Genomic DNA, 17,438 nt, shown 5'->3' with positions numbered 1-17,438 from the left:
GAGGCAAGCCGATGACCAGCACAAGAAGCGCAACACTCTTTGCCCTCGCCCTGCTGGCCCCGGCATTGATCTACATCCTCACCATCGTCGCCTACCCGCTGTTCGACACGATCGTGCTGAGCTTCACCAATGCCTCGCTCAGGCAGGAATACGACTTCGTCGGCTGGGCCAACTACCAGCGCATCTTCGGCGCTGGTAACTTCACCGATGTCATCATCCGCACCTTCATCTGGACCTTCTTTTCGGTCTCGCTGAAAATGGTCATCGGCATGTTCGGCGCCGTCTTGCTGAACGCCGCCATTCCCGGACAGGCGCTGTTCCGCATCCTGACCATGCCGCCCTGGATCGTGCCCATGGCCATCGGCATCTTCATGTGGGGCTGGATGTATAACGGCCAGTTCGGGATGATCTCGGGCCTCCTGCAGAATTTCGGCCTGACCAAGGGCCCGATCGCCTTCCTCGCCTATGGCAACACGGCCTTCTGGGCCACGATCGTCACCGACGTGTGGATCGGCGTACCCATGGTCACCATCTATTTCCTGGCCGCCATGCAGTCGATCCCGCGCGACCTGCACGAAGCGGCCTGGACTGACGGGGCAGGGCGCTTCTACCGGTTCCGCCGCATCACGCTGCCGCTGATGATCCCGGCCATCATCACCATGAGCCTGCTTTCGCTCATCGCCACCTTCAACTCCTTCGACATCATCTGGATCCTCACCCAGGGCGGCCCGTCCGGATCGACGACCACGATGATCATCGACACCTACCGGACCGCCATCGGTTCCCGGAAATATGGCGAGGGCGCCGCGCGCGCCGTGGTCATCTCGATCTTCGTGACCATCTTCTGCATCGTCTACTTCCGCGCCGTCCGGAAACTCCAGCAGGGAGAAGCCAAATGAGCGACGTCGCGCGCACGACCGAAGTCGCCGCCGCCGACAGCAAGGCCAGCGTCCGGCCGCAACCGCGTGTCCGTCGCGGATTGTGGGCGGCATCCCGGCCGATGATCGATCGCTATAAGTGGTACGAGGTCGCGGCCCTCTATGCCGGCCTCGCGGTCTTCCTGTTCTTCGTGCTGGCGCCCTTCATCGAGGGCTTCCTGGTCTCGCTCAAGCCGCTCTCGCAGCTCTTCTCCACGCCCTACAGCTTCATCCCGAAAAATGGGTCGTTCGACGCCTATTTCACCATGTGGAGCTCGGTGCCCGCGCTGGGCATGCATATCTTCAACTCGTTCTTCATCTCCACGGTGGTGACGCTGATCGTCGTGGCCATCGTGGTGCCCGCGGCCTACGCTTTCGCCCGCTTCAATTTTGCCGGCGCCGGCCTGTTGCTCGCCGCCTTCCTCGCCGTCAACATGTTCTCCGGCGCGGTGCTGCTGATCCCGCTGTTCCGCCTCATGCGCACCCTGGGCTTGCTCAATTCGTACTGGGCCATGATCGTGCCCGGCGCCGCTTTCCTTATCCCGTCCTCGGTCTGGCTGTTGCGCACCTACATGATGCGCATTCCGCGTGAGCTGGATGAAGCCGCCTGGGTCGATGGCGCCAGCCGTCTCTACACACTGCGCCGGGTCATCCTGCCGCTGGCGATGCCGGGCATTGTCGTGGTCGCGATCATGACCTTCATCGGCGCTTATGCGCAGCAGTTCATCTTCGCGCTGACCTTCAATTCAAAGACTGAATTCATGCCGCTGCCGGTCGGGCTCTTCGCCTTTTTCGGCAAGCAGGAAGTGATCTGGAACGAGCTGATGGCGGCGTCCTTCGTGGGCATTCTGCCGGTCATGATCGTGATCGTGTTCCTGCAACGCTATCTGGTGGCCGGACTGACGGCCGGGGCGGTCAAGCAATAGGCGCGCAACAGGGAGCGCGACGACAAGGGTTTGGAGACCGGCGCGGCAGCCTGCGCCGTCCGGCTCCAGAAGGGCCCGAGGGGGCCCGCATCAAGGGAGACTGAAATGAACAAGACTATCGGTTTGGTGACCGTGTCATTGCTGGCTTTGACCAGCGCCACGACCGGCGCCTTTGCCCAGGACGTGAAGGAAATTTCCTTCATCAACTGCGGTGACGAGCTGACCGCCGGCTACGCCGAATACTTCGCCGAGTGGGAAGCAGAGAATCCCGGCTTCAAGGTTGCGCCCGAAGTGGTGGGCTGGGGCCAGTGCCAGGACAAGGTGACCACGCTTGCCGCCGCTGGCACGCCGGTTGCCCTCGCCTATGTCGGTTCGCGCACGCTCAAGCAGTTCGCGATGAACGATCTGATCGTCCCCGTGCCGATGACGGACGAAGAAAAGGCGTCCTATTACAACTACGTTCCCGACACCGTGACCTTTGATGGCACCCAGTGGGGCGTGCCGGTGGCTTTCTCCACCAAGGCCCTGTTCTGGAACAAGGACCTGTTCGAGGAAGCCGGTCTCGATCCGGAAACGCCGCCCAAGACCTGGGCTGAAAAGATCGCTTTCGCAAAGCAGGTCACCGACAATACCGACGCTGCCGGCTATGGCCTTGTCGCCAAGACCTTCGACAACACCATGCACCAGTTCCTGCACTGGGTTTACACCAACAACGGCTCGGTGATCGACGCCGACGGCAACATCACGCTCAACTCGCCGCAGAACCTGGCCGCTCTCGAAGCGATCAAGGAAATCGTTCCCTATTCTGAAGAAGGCCCGACCGCCTACGAACAGAATGAAGTGCGCGCCATCTGGCTCGATGGCGGCGTCGCCATGATCGAGGCCTCGGTCAACGCAGGTATTCTCGCCGACGAAGCCGGCATGAACTGGGGCGTGGCTCCGCTTCCTGGCGGCCCGGATTCCCAGGGTCCCGGCACGCTGCTGATCACCGACGCGCTGGCCGTGTTCAAGGGCACGGGCGTCGAGGAACAGGCCATCAGCCTTGCCAAGTACATCACCGATGGTGAACGCCAGTGGGCTGCTGAAATGGCCCAGGGTCTGACCCCGCTGCGTCCGCTGCAGCCGCAGACCGATGAGCTCGTCGCCGAGAAGCCTTACTGGAAGCCGTTCCTCGACGGTATCGAGTTCGGTGGTCCCGAGCCGCTGTTCACCGACTATATCGGTCTGCAGAACGTGATGATCGAAATGGTTCAGTCGGTGGTCACCGGCGCCGCCGAGCCGCAGGCCGCTCTCGAAACGGCTGCCGCCGAGCTCGAGCAGTACAAGTAAGGTCCTCCCAGACCTGATGCCGCCGCCCCTCGGGGCGGCGGCACCCAAGATACCCGATCACCCCCGATCGGTCCTTCCCTCCCTAGGGGAGGCTAAGGTGGGGGTGCCCTTCCAAGCTGGAGTCACCATGTCGCAGCTGAGCCTCAAGCGCCTCGAAAAGAGCTTCAACGAAGCCCGCATCATCAAGGGCATCGATCTCGACGTGTCAGAGGGCGAGTTCGTCGTGTTCGTCGGCCCGTCGGGTTGTGGCAAGTCCACCCTGTTGCGCATGATCGCCGGGCTGGAGGATGTCAGTGCCGGTGAAATCGAAATCGGCGGCAAGATCGTCAACGATCTGCCCCCGGTCCAGCGCGGCATCGCCATGGTGTTCCAGTCTTACGCGCTCTATCCGCATATGAGCGTCTACGAGAACATCGCCTTCCCATTGCGCGTCGAAAAACTGCCGCAGGCCGAGGTCGACAAGCGCGTGCAGGCCGCGGCCAGGGTGCTGCAGCTGGAAAGCCGCCTCCAGCACCGCCCCGGCCAGTTGTCCGGCGGCCAGCGCCAGCGCGTCGCCATCGGCCGTGCCATCGTGCGCCAGCCCAAGATTTTCCTGTTCGACGAGCCCCTGTCCAACCTCGACGCAGCGCTCCGGTCCGAGATGCGCATCGAACTGATGGAGCTTCACAAGCGGCTCGGATCGACCATGATCTACGTGACCCACGACCAGATCGAGGCCATGACCATGGCCGACAAGATCGTCGTGCTCAATGCCGGCGAAATCAGCCAGGTCGGCTCGCCGCTGCAACTCTACCACCGGCCGGACAATCTGTTTGTCGCCGGCTTCATCGGCTCACCCAAGATGAACTTCATTTCCGGCAAAGTGCGTGCCGCCAACGGCTCTTCGGTCACGGTGGATCTCGGCGCGCTGGGAGCGATCGAATTGCCGCGCAGCAGCACGGCCGTTGCCGGCCAGGACGTGACGCTGGGCATCCGCCCAGAGCACCTCTCGCTTGGCGGTGGTCAGTTCACCATTGAAACCACGCCCGGCATCGTCGAGCATCTGGGCATCCACACCATCACCTATTCGACCCTGCCCGGTGGCGAGAACTTCATCGGCCTCTTTGAGGGCAACCCCGACCTCGAAGATGGCAAGGCCATCCGTGTCGGCTTCGACATCGCCCAGGCACATCTGTTCGACGCCAAGGGTTTGGCGGTGTACTAGGCATCCAGCACTGACCGGGGGGATGCGCGATGCTGGATATCGTGGGACTGCTACAGACCGAGAAGGATGCGTTCACCCGCTCCGAGCGCGCCCTCACCGAAATCGTGCTGGCCGACGTCGATAGCGTGCTCAAGATGAGCATCGTCGATCTTGCCGCTCACGCCGATGTGTCGCCGCCTACAGTGACCCGCTTTTGTCGTCGGCTCGGATGCGACAGCTATGCCGACTTCAAGGTCCGGCTCGCCCAGTCCCGCTTTGTCGGCCAGCGCTATTTTGCGCCCTCCTCCGGCCCGTCCAGCGTGCACGAGATCGCGCAGGGCGTCGTCAACGGCATTCAGTCCACCATCTACGACGCCTTCGAACATCTCGATTTCGACGCCATCGAGCGCGCCGCTGAATCTCTGGTCAAGTCGAGCTTTGTCCTGAGCTTCGGCTCGGGAGGCTCGTCCTCGATGATCGCCAACGAGGCCGAGGCGCGCCTCTTTCGCCTCGGCCTCAAGGTCAGCGCATCCACCGATCACCAGGTGCAGATGATGCGCGCCGCATCGGCCCCATCAGGCACTGTGGTGCTCGCCTTTTCGCTCTCGGGCAACAATCTGCCGCTGGCCAAGGCGCTCGCAGTGGCAGGCGAATACGGCCTCACCCGCATCGTGGTGTCGCGTGCCGGGTCGGCGCTGGCCGAACAGGCCGATGTCCTGCTGCCGGTGCATTGGCGCGAGAACCAGGACATCCTCCGTCCCACCCCCGGCCGCTACGCGTTTCTCGCCACGCTCGACATCCTGAGCCAGACGATCGCCGCCCGGCTGGGCCCCTCAGCCATCGCCAGCATGCGCCGCATCAAGCACCAGCTCGTGGTCCTCCGAGACGGCGACGACGCCCAGCCGCTGGGGGATTGATGCACCTGTCTTATCCCGTTCTTTCCGCTCCTTCGTCATCACCCGGCTTGACCGGGTGATCCCCACCATGGCGCGGCGTGTGCCTCGCCCTGGATTGCCCGGTCAACCCAGGCAAAGACGACCTCCCAATATTCAACGTCAGGTCTAGATATGCCATTTTCCCTCGTCACCACCTGGTCCCCCGCCACCGACAGCGAGCCGCTTGGCTATGGCATCGAGCTGACAAACAACGGTGACGTTCCGCTGCGCAATTTTCGCGTCGGTTTCTCCGGGCCTGCACGCATCGATCCGCACGCGACCCTGGAAAATGGTAAGCTGCTCGAGCGTCTCTCCAATCACACGCTGATCGCTCCGCCGGATGGATTCGTGCTGCAGCCGGGCGAAACCTGGACCGCAACGGCGCGGGGCCTGTCCTATGGTCTGCGCCACTGGAGCGACGGCGCCAACGCAGCCTATGTCGTCCTCGAAGACGGAACCGTGGTCTCCGTGCCAACCGCGCCCACCCGGGGCAAGGGACACAACGCGCCGCTGCTCAAGGGGGCGGCTCGCTTCCCAGTCCCCGCGAAGGCGCCGGTAGCACATTCGATCATTCCCTGGCCCCGGCATGTCGCAACGACGGGCGCGCGCGTTTCTCCGGTGGGGCTGGATCTCAGGCCCGAAGGCGACCTCGCCGTCCGCGCCGCCGACGCCTTTTCGGATCTGACCGCGGAACTGTTCCCGGTGGAAGCCTTGGTGCGACCGGCGTCCGAGGGCGGCATGGCGGTTTACGTCAATGAGAAGCCGGGTCTTGGCGAGGAGGCCTACGAGATCGCCTTTGCCGAAAACAGCGCCGGCATTTCCGCCAGCACCTATGCCGGTCTCTTCTACGGCCTTGTTACCCTCGGCCACATGCTGCGCGGGGCGCGGCAATATCCGGGCACCTTCACCTGGCCGACTGGCGGCGTCATCAACGACGAACCGGGTTTCGGTTTCCGTGGCAGCCATCTGGATGTGGCGCGCCAGTTCTACACCACGGCCGAGGTCAGCCGGCTGATCCGCATCATGGCCTGGAACAAGATGAACCGGTTCCACTGGCACCTGACCGAGGACGAGGCCTGGCGCCTCGAAATCGACGCCTATCCCGCACTCACGGAAGTCGCTGCGTGGCGCGGGCACGGCAAGGCCTTGCCGCCGCTCCTGGGCTCGGGGCCGCAACCCACCGGCGGCTACTACAGCAAGGCCGCTGTGCGCGAGATCGTGGCGCTCGCGGACGATCTGGCGATGGCGGTCATTCCCGAGATCGACATGCCGGGGCACTTCTACGCTGCGCTGCAGGCCGTGCCCGAATTGCGCGATCCCGCCGAAACCGGCGAATACCAGTCGGTGCAGGGGTTTCCCAACAACAGCCTCAACCCCGCGCACGAACCGGTCTACACCTTCATCGAGAAGGTGATCGACGAGACGCTGGAGCTTTTCCCCGCCGGCATCTTCCATCTCGGTGCCGACGAAGTGCCGCTCGCGGCCTGGTCCGGCTCGCCGCTGGCGCTCGACATGCTGGAAAGGCTGGCGGGCCCGGCGATGCGCCAGAAGCATGAGGCGCAATACAACCAGCTCGGCAATCACCACGGCGCCGACGAGATCGAGGGCTCGCCCACCGCGATCCTCCAGGCGGAGTTCATCAGGCGGGTCCATCGCTACATCGCCGAAAAGGGCGCCATCACCGGCGGCTGGGAAGAGGCCGCGCATGGCGATGCGGTGGCGAGGGACAAGGCCTATGTGATCGGCTGGCGCAATGTCGAGATCAACGCGGCATTGGCCGAGCGCGGCTTCGACATCGTCGTGTCGCCCGGGCAGCGTTACTACCTCGACATGGCCAATGGCGTTTCCTGGGCGGAGCCCGGCGCCGGATGGGCCGGCTGGTCCGGGCCGCAGGAAACCTACGAGTTCGAAGCGCGCGCCGGTTTTTCGGAGGCCGGGTTGAAGCACCTGCTGGGCATTCAGTCCTGCATCTGGAGCGAGTCCATGACCGACCGCGCCATCTTCGATCGCCTGGTGTTTCCGCGGCTTTCAGCTGTGGCCGAATCCGGATGGACGCTGCCGGAGCGCAAGAGCTGGGAGCGGTTCAAGTCGCTCGTGGGCCTGATGCCGATCATGTACGGCCATTGGGCCGCCGAGTAGAGCCTACCGCCAGGGATCGTCCACCATGGGCCAGATGGTCCGTCGCGCCTTGCGGTAGTCCGTCTCCGCAGGGCGGTTCGGGTAGGGCTTTCCGGCCGAGCAGTAGACGATCTCGGAAGCGATTTTCGAGAACGATTCGTAAAAGTGGTTGGTCGATTTGATCAGCAGGATCTTGCGGTCCGTCGGGTCGATACCCAGCGCCGAGAAGAGGCTCGGATCAAAACTCTGCGCCCGGGTGGAATTGAGGATCACGTCGATACCGTCGAAATGCACCCAGGCGGCGTCCCCGAACGGCGCGAAGCTGTCGCCGAATTTCATCTCGGCATTGCGCACCAGGCGCCTGACCGTCACCTGCGCATCGATCGGGCTGCCGGTGAACGGCGCTGACTTGGCACCGAACCTGAGCGGGATCACCGCGCCTTCGCCGGCGGCAAAACAGATCTGGACAGCGATCGGGTCCCAGATCGTGCCCACGGCCACGTCCCCGGCGCCGCGCGCCATGAGTTCTGCCAGGATCACCGTTGCGTCGCCGGCGGTGCCCCCTCCGGGATTGTCCCAGACATCGGCGATGACCACGGGACCCCGCGGCGCGGCCAGTGCTGCCGACACGGCCGTGGCCTCGTCCACCTGGCTGACCATGAACGTCCCGCGCATGGCGAAGAGCTCCATGCCCAGTTGGCTCGCGAGCGCCGCGCCGAGGTCAGGACGGTTGTCGGTGACGGCGACGATCTTGGTTCCCATCTCGGGAACATCGCCCGCCATGAAGCCATGAACCACCGAGAGTGACAGCAGCCCCTCGGTGGTGGCTTCCAATGTTGATAGCCTGTCCACAAATCCCCGCATCGGCTGCTTGCTCGTGGGGAACACGTCGATCATGCGGCAGTCGAACACGCTCATCGCCGGTCGCACGTCGCCCTTGAGCGTCCGCACCGCAATCGCCCACAAATCCCGCGCCCGATCGACGAAATCGGTATGCGGGAACTCCTTGAAGTAGACGAAGAAATCGGCCGCTTCCGCCCGCTTTTCGGTGAGATGACTGTGCGGATCGAGCTCTGCGCAGACGAGCACATCGGGGCCGACAATGGCGCGCACCCTGCTCAGGAGATCGCCTTCCGGATCGTCGTAACCCTGCGCCACCATGGCGCCGTGCAGACCGAGCACCACGGCATCGACGGGCATAGCGTCCTGCAACTGCCCGATGATCTCGTCGCGCAATTCCTCGTAGGTCGCCTGCGCCACGAGCCCGGCCGGATCTGCCCAGCTTGCCGTGCCCTCGATCAGCGTCCAGCCTTCCCGCGCGCAGACCTCGCGGCCCACGGTGATCGGCGCGGTGCACAGGGTCGGCGTCGCCGGATGAAGTCCCGGCTTGGCATGCAGGGACGCCTCGAAGGCCCGCTTGTCGATGGCAATGGGCGAAAACGTATTGGTTTCGGTAGCGAGAGCCGCGGTGAAAATGCGCAAGGACGAATTCCGGATGTGCGGGACGCCCAGAGGGCAGCATATACGCTACACCATGAAATTCGCCATTTCACGTAAGAAATTTACATTTTGCGGGCGTCACCCTCTCCAAAATGCCGATCGATCACGATATTTCTGGAAATGGAAGAAATTCAGTTTCACATTGGAGGCGAAAATGCCGATCAAGCGCTATGGTGCGGACAAATCAGGCGCCGGTGGACAGAACCTGCCTTTTGCCCGCGCGGTGGAAGCCGGTGGCTGGCTATACGTATCGGGCCAGGTCGCCATGAAGGACGGCGAAATCGTCGGGACCGGCATTGTCGAGCAGACCCACCTCACCATCCGGAATGTCATCGCCATTCTTGAAGAGGCCGGGTACGGGCTTGAGCATGTCGTGCGGTGCGGCGTCTGGCTTGACGATCCCCGCGACTTCTGGAGCTTCAATGCCGTCTACAAGAGCTATTTCGGCGAGCACCCACCGGCGCGCGCCTGCGTGCAGAGCCACATGATGGTGGACTGCAAGGTCGAGATAGAATGCGTCGCCTACAAGGGGCCCTAGCCCCCGGAACTGCGGTCGAGGAACAAGCACAGATGTCCCAATCTCCCTTCCGTTTCGAGGGCAGAACCGTCCTCATCTCCGGAGCCGGCGGCGGTATCGGCCAGACGCTGGTGACCCTTTTTCATGCGGCCGGGGCCCGTGTCGTCGGCGCCGACCGGGAGCAAACTTCGCTCGAAGGACTGCCGCTGGCGCGAACAATCGTGTTCGACCAGGCCGACCCGAAGGCCACCCGGGCCGCCATTCTGGCCGACATCGCGGCCCACGGCGTCGTCGACGCCGTAATCGCCAATGCCGGGTTCACCCGCGCCGAGCATCTGGGTCAGTTGGACGACGCGGTCTGGGCCAGTGAATTGGCGATCAATCTCAATGGTGCCTACGCGCTGGTCGACCCCATTACCGATGCCATGGCCCGGCGCGGATCGGGCAACGTGGTGTTCATTTCCTCGGTCAATGCCCTGCAGCACTATGGCAATCCGGCCTATTCTGCGGCCAAGGCGGGCCTCGTCGCCTATGCCAAGGCCATTGCCGTGGAACGGGGTGGCGAAGGCGTGCGCGCCAATGTCGTGGCGCCCGGTTCTGTCCGTACCCCTGCCTGGGACCATCGGCTCGCGGCCAATCCGGCCCTGCTTGACGATGTGCTGCCCCATTATCCCCTGGGACGCATGGTCAGCCCGGAGGAAGTCGCCAACGCCGCTCTCTTCCTTGCGTCGGATGCCGCATCGGGTATCACGGGAGTGACCATCCCCGTCGATGCGGGCCTGACGGCGGGAAACCTGCGCTTCGTCAACGACGTCCTGAGAGGCAAATGACACATATCGCTGACCTCGACACGCCTGCCGTGCTCATCGATCTCCACCGCGCCGAAGCCAATCTAAAACGGGCGCAGGATGCCGCAGACGCAGCGGGCATTGCGTTGCGGCCTCATATCAAGACCCACAAGCTGCCCTATTTCGCCAGGCGCCAGATCGACCTGGGCGCCGTCGGCATAACCGTGCAGAAGCTGGGTGAGGCCGAAGTGATGGCCGATGCCGGCCTCACCGATCTGCTGCTGACGTTCAACATCATCGGGGCGGCCAAGCTCAAGCGTCTCGAGGCCCTGCATCAGCGGGTCACCATCCGCACCGTTGCGGACAGTGCCGAATGCGTGGCCGGTCTGGGCGCAACCTTCGTCGATCCCGGCCGCCCGCTCTGTGTCTTCGTCGAATGCGATACTGGCATGGGGCGCTGCGGGGTGCAGTCTCCCCAGGCCGCACTCGATCTGGCGCGGACCATCATGGCTACGCCCGGCCTCGTCTTTGCGGGGCTGATGACCTATCCGGCGGCCGGAAAGTACGACCTTGCCGCGAAATGGCTATCCGATGCCAGGGCAGTCTTCGCGGACGCAGGGGTTGATATCCCGGCCATCACCACCGGCGGCACTCCGGATATCTGGCACATGGACGAAGCGGCCCGCGTGGCCACCGAATATCGCCCGGGGACATATATCTACATGGACCGCTCCCAGGTGGCGGCCGGCGCCGCCACCCTCGAGGATTGTGCCCTGACGGTGCTCGCCACCGTCGTGTCCCGCCCGACCGAAAACCGCGCCATCATCGACGCCGGGTCCAAGGCACTCACCAGCGATCTGCTCGGCCTTGTCGGGCACGGCCATGTGGTGGACTTCCCCGAGGCCAAGTTGGTCGGGCTCAGCGAGGAGCATGGAACGCTCGATGTCTCGGCCTGCGCGCGAAAGCCCGCTATCGGCGAGCGTATACGCATCGTTCCCAATCACTGCTGCCCGGTGACCAACCTATTCGATCGCGTCAATCTCGTGCGCGGCGGGGAACTGGTCGAAACGCTCGACGTGGCGGCGCGCGGACGCGTCGACTAGGCCTTTCGTCGCCGTCCGTTCTCGAGGGCGAATTCCTCTTCCGGCGACAGGATCAGCCTGTGCCGGCCGAACAGCGCGAAATAGGCGATGCAGATCGCAAACCAGATAGCGACGCCCGCGATACCGGCGCGATAGGTCGGATCCCCCACGACCTGGATGAACAGGGTCACGGCGGCAATGGCGATGGTGGCGACGGCGCCGGGAATGCCGAGCGGATTGCGGAACGGTCGGACGATATCGGGGTGGTTGCGCCGCAGCAGGATAAAGCTCAGCGCCTGCATGATGTAACTCAGCATGGCACCGAACACCGCCATGTTGAGTAGTGTGAAGCCGATGATCGACCCCCGCTCGTCTTCGCCCGCGAGAAACCAGATCGCGTTGAGGACGCCAAGGCCCACGATAGCGCCAAACACCATGGCCAGGTGCGGTGTGCGCCGCCGGTCATGCGTGACCGACAGGAATGTCGGGAAGTAACCGGCACGGCTCAGCGAGAAGATCTGGCGCCCTTGCGCGAAAACTATCGAGTGAAACGAGGCGACAAGGCCGAGGACCGCCACCAGCGCGAGAATCTTGGCAGGGCCATCGCCATAGATGGCCCGGAAACCATCGAGCAGCGGCTCGCCCGATGCCCCCAAAGCATGGCTTCCGATGCCCGCCACCGAAGGGTTGAGGGTGAGAATGGCCAGCGCCGAAACCGACAGGGTGAGAAAGCCCAGCAGGATGCCGCGCGGCATGTCGCGCTTTGGATCCATGCTTTCCTCGGCGGCCAGCGGCAATTGTTCGATGGCAAGGAAAAGCCAGACGGCAAAGGGCAAGGCCATGAACACGCCCATGATGCCATTGGGCAGCAATGGCCCATGCCCCTCGGGCAGCAACACACCTCCGGGGCCGACATCAAGCGCAAACCGCCCGAAATCCACGTGCGGCAAGGCCGAGATCCAGAAGGCCGCGAGGCAGAGCAGCGCCAATAGCGTGACGATCAGCGTGACGCGGAAACTGAGCGCCACGCCCCACATGTTGAAGCCGACGAAAACCACATAGCATCCGATCCACCAGGCGGGTTGCCAGCTGTCCGGCGTTTCGAAAATGCCGCTCATATACGAGCCAATGAAGAACGCGACCACGGCTGGCGCCAGCACATATTCGACGTTTTCGGTAAGGCCGGTCAGGAAACCGCCCCACGGGCCCATGGCGGTGCGGGCGAACGAGTAGGCGCCGCCGGTATGGGGCAGGGCCGGGCTCATTTCGGCAATGGCAAAGGTCAGTCCCAGATACATCACGCCGATGATCAGCGTGGCGACCAGCATGCCTCCCCAACCGCCCTGCAGCAGCCCGCCGTTCCAGCCTGAGAAATGTCCGGAAATGACGGCGCCGACGCCGAGCGCCCAGAGGTGCCAGGCATTGGCATGGCGCAACAGGCCGCGGCGATCGAAATAGGCTTGGTCGCGATGCGCATAGGCTACCCCGCCACCGACCTTTGTCTCGCTCATCGCCTTGGCTCCCGCTGCGCCCGAAGCGTCACGAGGGACATGTAGCGCCACGCAAGTCAACGATTCGTCGGTGCCTTGCTTCGGCTGCAACCTCATGGAACTGTTGGCTCAACAACAAGGAGTCCTACAATGGCCGACACCAACCAGCGCATCGCCGTCTCCACCTGGTCGCTGCACCGCCTCCTGGGCACGATCTACCCGCACGATCTGTCCACCGATGCGGTCAGCGATGGCGACGATCGCTATGGTGAGGGCGAGGAATCCCTGCTCGGTCTTCCTTCAGTGCTCGCCAATCACGGCTATCACCGTCTCGAGGTGGTTTCCTTCCACCTGCGCAGCCGCGACCCCATCTACCTTGCCGAACTGCGCAATCAGCTCGACGTTTCGGGCGTGATCCTGCAGACCCTGCTGATCGACGCAGGAGATATGACCGATCCGATAGACGGTCAGCGCGACACCCGCTGGATCGCGGGATGGCTGGAGGTGGCGCAGGCGCTGGGCGCGGAGAATGCCCGCGTCATTGCAGGCAAGCAGAAGCCGTCGCCCGAAACTCTTGCGCGTTCGGTGGCCGGCTTCCATGAGTTGCTGGCGGTCAATGCCGGCTCGCCGGTCAAGCTCGTCACCGAGAACTGGTTCGACCTGCTCTCGACCCCGGAGGCCGTGCACGAGCTGCTCGATCGCCTCGAGGGGCAGGTCGGCCTCCTGGCCGATTTCGGCAACTGGACGGGCCCGGACAAGTACGATGGGTTGAAGTCCATCTTCCCGCGCGCCAGTCTTTGCCACGCCAAGGCCAGCTTTGCCGATGGTCAGCTCGACGAAGCGGATTACGGTCTCTGCGTCGGTGTCGCGGAGGAGGCGGGCTACCGCGGACCCTACACCCTGATTTTCGACGCCGATCATCCTGGGGAATGGTCAGGTCTTGCCGAAGAACGCGACTTCATCACAAGTCGAATTGGCTGAGCGATTTCTGCTTCAACCCCAATGAGTTGTTAAGCCAGATGCCCGATGATCTTGCCATGGGCACCAGTTCTTCCGCAGCGCAGACTTCGGATGCTGTCCGCTTCGGGCGGACAATGCAGTCCATTTCAAAGGTGCTCGACCTGGCGCCGGTCCCCATGCTGCTGCTGGAGCGAGGCGGCACGGTCGTTTTCTGCAATCGCGCGGCCCGGGCCTTGGTCGGCGTCTCGGTAGATGCCGCGGCGCCGGAAGAATTGGGTTCTTACTTCCAGTCGGGTGATGGCCTGGCCGTGTCACTGCAATGCGACAGGCTCTGGCGTGGCGAGGCATCGAGCTTTCGCGGTGAACAGCGCGTGCAGCATAGCGATGGCGCACCCATCTGGGTCTTGCTCGACGCGCAGCTGGTCGAGGGCGAAGCTGGTGGCGAGCCCTGCATCATCCTGCAATTAACCGATATCGAACTGCAGAAGCAGGCCGAGGCCGCGCTGATCTACTCCGAGCGCCGCTGGAATTCGGCGCTTGAAAGTGCGCGGCAGGGCGTGTGGGACTACGACATGCGTCGTGACCACATGTATTATTCAAAGATGTGGCGCACCATGCGGCACATACCGGAAGACGAGGAAATCGGGGCCAAGCACGACAGCGAATGGTACGATCGCATGCACCCCGACGACGTGCCGCGCATGCGCGAGATTGCCCGCCGGCAAGGTCAGGGTGAGCAGGGCTTCGATATCCTCGAATACCGCGAAAAGACCCGTCAGGGAGACTACGTGTGGATCCTCAGCCGCGGCGGCCCCATCGAGTGGGATGAGCACGGCACGGTGCTGCGCGCGGTGGGCACCGACACCGACATCACCCATATCAAGACCATCGAACTTGAACTGGCGGCTGAAAAGGAGCGGCTGAGGGTCACGCTCGAATCCATTGCCGATGGCATGATCGCTGCCGATGCGACGGGTCACATCGAGTTCATGAACCGCACTGCCGAGCAACTGACCGGGGTCACTGCCGTCGAGGCCAGGGGAAAACCGGTACGCGACGTCTTCCGGCTCCGCAGTGAGCGCAGCGGCGACGTGCTCGATTGTCCTGTTTGGAGTTGCTTTGAAAAGCAGGGCGTCATCCGCGTGGACGATGACGGCATTCTCTTCGGGCAGGACGGGGAACAGCGCGACGTGCGCTGCACCGCCGCTCCCGTGATGACCGCCGATGGCGTGCTGGCCGGTGCGGTCCTGGTCTTCCAGGATGTCACCCAGAGCCGCGCCCTGCAGCGCCAGCTGGCGCATTCCGCGGCCCATGACGAACTGACCGGCCTGCCCAACCGCGCCGCTTTTGAACGTGCGCTCACCGACGCCATCGCCGAAGCGCGCAGTGGGCAACGCGACCATTGCCTGGTCTATCTCGACTTGGATCGCTTCAAGCCGGTCAACGATTCTGCCGGACATGCGGCCGGCGACGAACTGCTGCGCCAGGTGGCCCAGACCATCAAGGGCGTCTGCCGCAGTCACGACATGGCCGCGCGGATCGGCGGCGACGAGTTCGCCATCATCCTCAATGGCTGCCCGCTGACGCATGGGCGCGACGTGGCCGGCAAGATCGTCCGCGCCATCGCGGCGCTGGTTTTTACCTGGGCCGGCCGGCCATACCAGATCAGCGCCAGCGCCGGGGTGACGGCGATCACGAGCGAACCCGCTTCCCCGCTCGGCTTTCTCGGTGAGGCCGATGCGGCCTGTTATGCCGCCAAGGCGCGCGGCAGGGCCTGCGTGGTCACCTTCGCCGAAATGAACGGCGGCTAGGCCGACGGCAGGTAGGTCTCGCCGGCCAGGGCCACGAAGCTTTTCATCGCGGCCGAAAGCGGGCTCGACTTGCGCCGGGCTACCAGCAACTGGCGCATGGCCCACTTCTCGGCCAGCGGGGCACAGACGAGGTCGGTACCCGCCAGCAGGTGCAGGCTCGTAGAGCGCAGGAAGCCGATCCCGAACCCTGCCTCGACCATGCGCACCAGCGCCGGAAAGCTCTCGACCCGCAGCGCTTCCGTCAGCTTGTGCCCTTGCTTCTCGGCCGCTTCGGTCAACAGCCGATCGAGCGACCCGGCATGGTGAATGCCCACCACCGGATAGGTCATCACAGTCGCGAACGCGACAGATTTGCGCGGCTCGATCTGTGCCACCAGGTCATGTTCGGGCGGCACCAGCACCCAGACCCGCTCGTCCTCGAACGGGCGGATGTCGAAACGCGAGAAGTCGTAATTGTCCGAAACGATGGCGATATCGGCCTGGCCTTCGTCCAGCGCCAGCAAGGCCTTGGCGGCGCCCATCTCGGAAATGGCGATCTCGATGCCGGGAAACTTGCCGGCAAACTTGGCGAGCAACTCCGGCAGCCGGCCGGTCAGCGCCGAACTGGTGCAGGCCAGTCGCAGGCTGCCGCGCTGGCCCGAGCCGAAATCGTCCATGATGGCATCGAGGTCTGCGATGGAGCGGAGCACGGTACGGCAGCCGTCGGCATAGGCTTCGCCGGCCTTGGTCAGCTTCACGCCGTGGGCGGAGCGATCGAAGAGGACGACGCCGAGGCGGCCCTCGAGGTCCGAGACGCGCCGGCTGACGGCCGAGGAAGCTATGCCCTCACGCTCCGCAGCGCGGCCAATGGAGCCGGTTTCTGCCAGAAGCAGGATAAGCCGTGCAGTAACGCTGTCGAATGGTGCCATGTCGTCTCCCACCGGCACCATACCCATTAGTACCCCGCGAGCAAGACGACGCCGCGGCCGAAATAGAATAATCCAATGGCCGTTACGACCCATCGCGTCCAATGGCGGAAGCCGTCGTCCGTCATGCGCTGCAGGATGTGGAAACCCAGATTGGTGCCGGCGATGGCGAAGGGCGCGGCCACCAGCACCATGATCCAGTCGCCCTGGCCCATGGCTGCCGCCATCCCGCCGTAGAACACCACCTTGGACGCATGCGAAATCACCTGCGTCGCCGCCTTTGTGGCGATGATCGTGTGGCGATCCATCGGCGTGCGGATGAAGAAGATGTCGACGGTCGGTCCCGACACGCCCACGGCAAGATTGAGCCCCCCACCGAAAAAGCCACAGAGAAACGCATGCAGCGGCTTTTGCGCGTCGAGCGCCAGCCAGTCCTTGGGGATCCAGACCAGGATCGGCATCAGGCCGATGGCGATGCACACGGTGGCGAGGTCGGGTGTGTAGCGCAGGATGAAAAGCACAAGCGCTGCTGCGGCGAGGCCGAGGCAGATGATGCTGAGGACACGCCAGTCGATATGCTTGCGGCTGAACCAGGCGCGCGAACCGTTGGCAACGATCTGGATGGCGCCCTGCGCGGCGATGGCGGTCGCCACGGGCAGGAAGGTCAGCAGGACGGCAAGCAGGACCAATCCCCCCGCCATGCCGAACACCCCCGAAAGCGTGGACGTAAGGAACACCGATAGGGCAACAAGGGCGAGGGTCAGGGGCGCGAACATGACCTAGTGATGGACCCAAGCGCGGCCCTTCGCCACTTCGTTTGTGGCATGGGGTCATGCCATTGGTCGACAAGCCCCCAGCGCCGTCTCGAACGGGGTTCACACGCATGTCCGACCGTTGACACGCTGTCACAATCGTCGTGCCATCGCATTTTTTGCGCAATTTGCATCTTGAATGGTAGGCCCATTCCGACTTTTATA

The 17,438-nt window shown here is 63.8% G+C and carries 15 protein-coding genes; 11 read left to right on the top strand and 4 right to left on the bottom strand.

What is annotated here, in order from left to right; genetic code table 11:
• The first annotated feature begins 11 nt into the window (after nt 1-11).
• The 6 genes from CCK88_RS12745 to CCK88_RS12720 all read left to right on the top strand — a co-directional run bounded on the left by CCK88_RS12745 (nt 12) and on the right by CCK88_RS12720 (nt 7,429).
• On the top strand, nt 12-899 hold the full coding sequence (locus CCK88_RS12745; protein ID WP_086470994.1) for a carbohydrate ABC transporter permease: 888 nt from the start codon (nt 12-14) through the stop codon (nt 897-899).
• A 101-nt stretch (nt 900-1,000) separates the two neighbouring features.
• On the top strand, nt 1,001-1,843 hold the full coding sequence (locus CCK88_RS12740; protein ID WP_086471945.1) for a carbohydrate ABC transporter permease: 843 nt from the start codon (nt 1,001-1,003) through the stop codon (nt 1,841-1,843).
• A gap of 105 nt (nt 1,844-1,948) precedes the next feature.
• Nucleotides 1,949-3,172 (top strand): ABC transporter substrate-binding protein, encoded by a 1,224-nt coding sequence (locus CCK88_RS12735; protein ID WP_086470993.1) that lies wholly within the window; start codon nt 1,949-1,951, stop codon nt 3,170-3,172.
• Nucleotides 3,173-3,299: 127 nt separating this feature from the next.
• Nucleotides 3,300-4,376 (top strand): ABC transporter ATP-binding protein, encoded by a 1,077-nt coding sequence (locus CCK88_RS12730; RefSeq protein WP_086470992.1) that lies wholly within the window; start codon nt 3,300-3,302, stop codon nt 4,374-4,376.
• A 29-nt stretch (nt 4,377-4,405) separates the two neighbouring features.
• Entirely contained in the window at nt 4,406-5,272 is an 867-nt protein-coding gene (locus CCK88_RS12725) for a MurR/RpiR family transcriptional regulator (RefSeq protein WP_086470991.1), read from the top strand.
• A gap of 150 nt (nt 5,273-5,422) precedes the next feature.
• On the top strand, nt 5,423-7,429 hold the full coding sequence (locus tag CCK88_RS12720) for a beta-N-acetylhexosaminidase (RefSeq protein WP_086470990.1): 2,007 nt from the start codon (nt 5,423-5,425) through the stop codon (nt 7,427-7,429).
• 3 nt (nt 7,430-7,432) lie between these two features.
• Here the strand turns inward: CCK88_RS12720 and CCK88_RS12715 are convergent, their stop codons facing one another.
• On the bottom strand, nt 7,433-8,890 hold the full coding sequence (locus CCK88_RS12715; RefSeq protein WP_086470989.1) for a M81 family metallopeptidase: 1,458 nt from the start codon (nt 8,888-8,890) through the stop codon (nt 7,433-7,435).
• 172 nt (nt 8,891-9,062) lie between these two features.
• On the opposite strand from CCK88_RS12715, the gene CCK88_RS12710 reads away from it, so the two are divergent.
• Genes CCK88_RS12710 through CCK88_RS12700 form a run of 3 tightly spaced genes read left to right on the top strand, consistent with a single transcriptional unit; the run spans nt 9,063 to nt 11,316 of the window.
• A complete protein-coding gene (locus CCK88_RS12710; protein ID WP_086470988.1) occupies nt 9,063-9,446 on the top strand; it encodes a RidA family protein in 384 nt (127 codons plus the stop codon).
• 32 nt (nt 9,447-9,478) lie between these two features.
• Complete coding sequence (locus tag CCK88_RS12705; protein WP_086470987.1) at nt 9,479-10,255, top strand: SDR family oxidoreductase; 777 nt, start codon at nt 9,479-9,481, stop codon at nt 10,253-10,255.
• Complete coding sequence (locus tag CCK88_RS12700) at nt 10,252-11,316, top strand: D-TA family PLP-dependent enzyme (RefSeq protein WP_086470986.1); 1,065 nt, start codon at nt 10,252-10,254, stop codon at nt 11,314-11,316. The genes CCK88_RS12705 and CCK88_RS12700 overlap by 4 nt, the downstream gene beginning before the upstream one ends.
• Here the strand turns inward: CCK88_RS12700 and CCK88_RS12695 are convergent.
• Nucleotides 11,313-12,806, bottom strand: a complete 1,494-nt coding sequence (locus CCK88_RS12695; RefSeq protein WP_086470985.1) for an amino acid permease — start codon at nt 12,804-12,806, stop codon at nt 11,313-11,315. The genes CCK88_RS12700 and CCK88_RS12695 overlap by 4 nt on opposite strands.
• Nucleotides 12,807-12,935: 129 nt before the next feature.
• On the opposite strand from CCK88_RS12695, the gene CCK88_RS12690 reads away from it, so the two are divergent.
• Together CCK88_RS12690 and CCK88_RS12685 are read left to right on the top strand one after the other, a co-directional pair.
• Nucleotides 12,936-13,766: a sugar phosphate isomerase/epimerase family protein gene (locus CCK88_RS12690; RefSeq protein WP_086470984.1), complete on the top strand. Its 831-nt coding sequence runs from the start codon at nt 12,936-12,938 to the stop codon at nt 13,764-13,766.
• Between the two features lie 38 nt (nt 13,767-13,804).
• Complete coding sequence (locus CCK88_RS12685; protein ID WP_170926486.1) at nt 13,805-15,556, top strand: diguanylate cyclase domain-containing protein; 1,752 nt, start codon at nt 13,805-13,807, stop codon at nt 15,554-15,556.
• Here the strand turns inward: CCK88_RS12685 and CCK88_RS12680 are convergent.
• Both CCK88_RS12680 and CCK88_RS12675 read right to left on the bottom strand, forming a co-directional pair.
• Nucleotides 15,553-16,464: a LysR family transcriptional regulator gene (locus CCK88_RS12680; protein ID WP_210189947.1), complete on the bottom strand. Its 912-nt coding sequence runs from the start codon at nt 16,462-16,464 to the stop codon at nt 15,553-15,555. The two genes, CCK88_RS12685 and CCK88_RS12680, sit on opposite strands and share 4 nt — an antisense overlap.
• A 26-nt stretch (nt 16,465-16,490) precedes the next feature.
• Nucleotides 16,491-17,237, bottom strand: coding sequence for a sulfite exporter TauE/SafE family protein (locus CCK88_RS12675; RefSeq protein ID WP_086470981.1), 747 nt, complete (start codon nt 17,235-17,237; stop codon nt 16,491-16,493).
• Nucleotides 17,238-17,438: the final 201 nt, after the last annotated feature.

Origin of the sequence: Devosia lucknowensis (assembly GCF_900177655.1) — a bacterium.
Lineage (GTDB): Bacteria > Pseudomonadota > Alphaproteobacteria > Rhizobiales > Devosiaceae > Devosia > Devosia lucknowensis.
The sequence above is the reverse complement of the archived record's forward strand: the minus strand, read 5'-3'. Positions and strand labels throughout refer to the sequence as shown.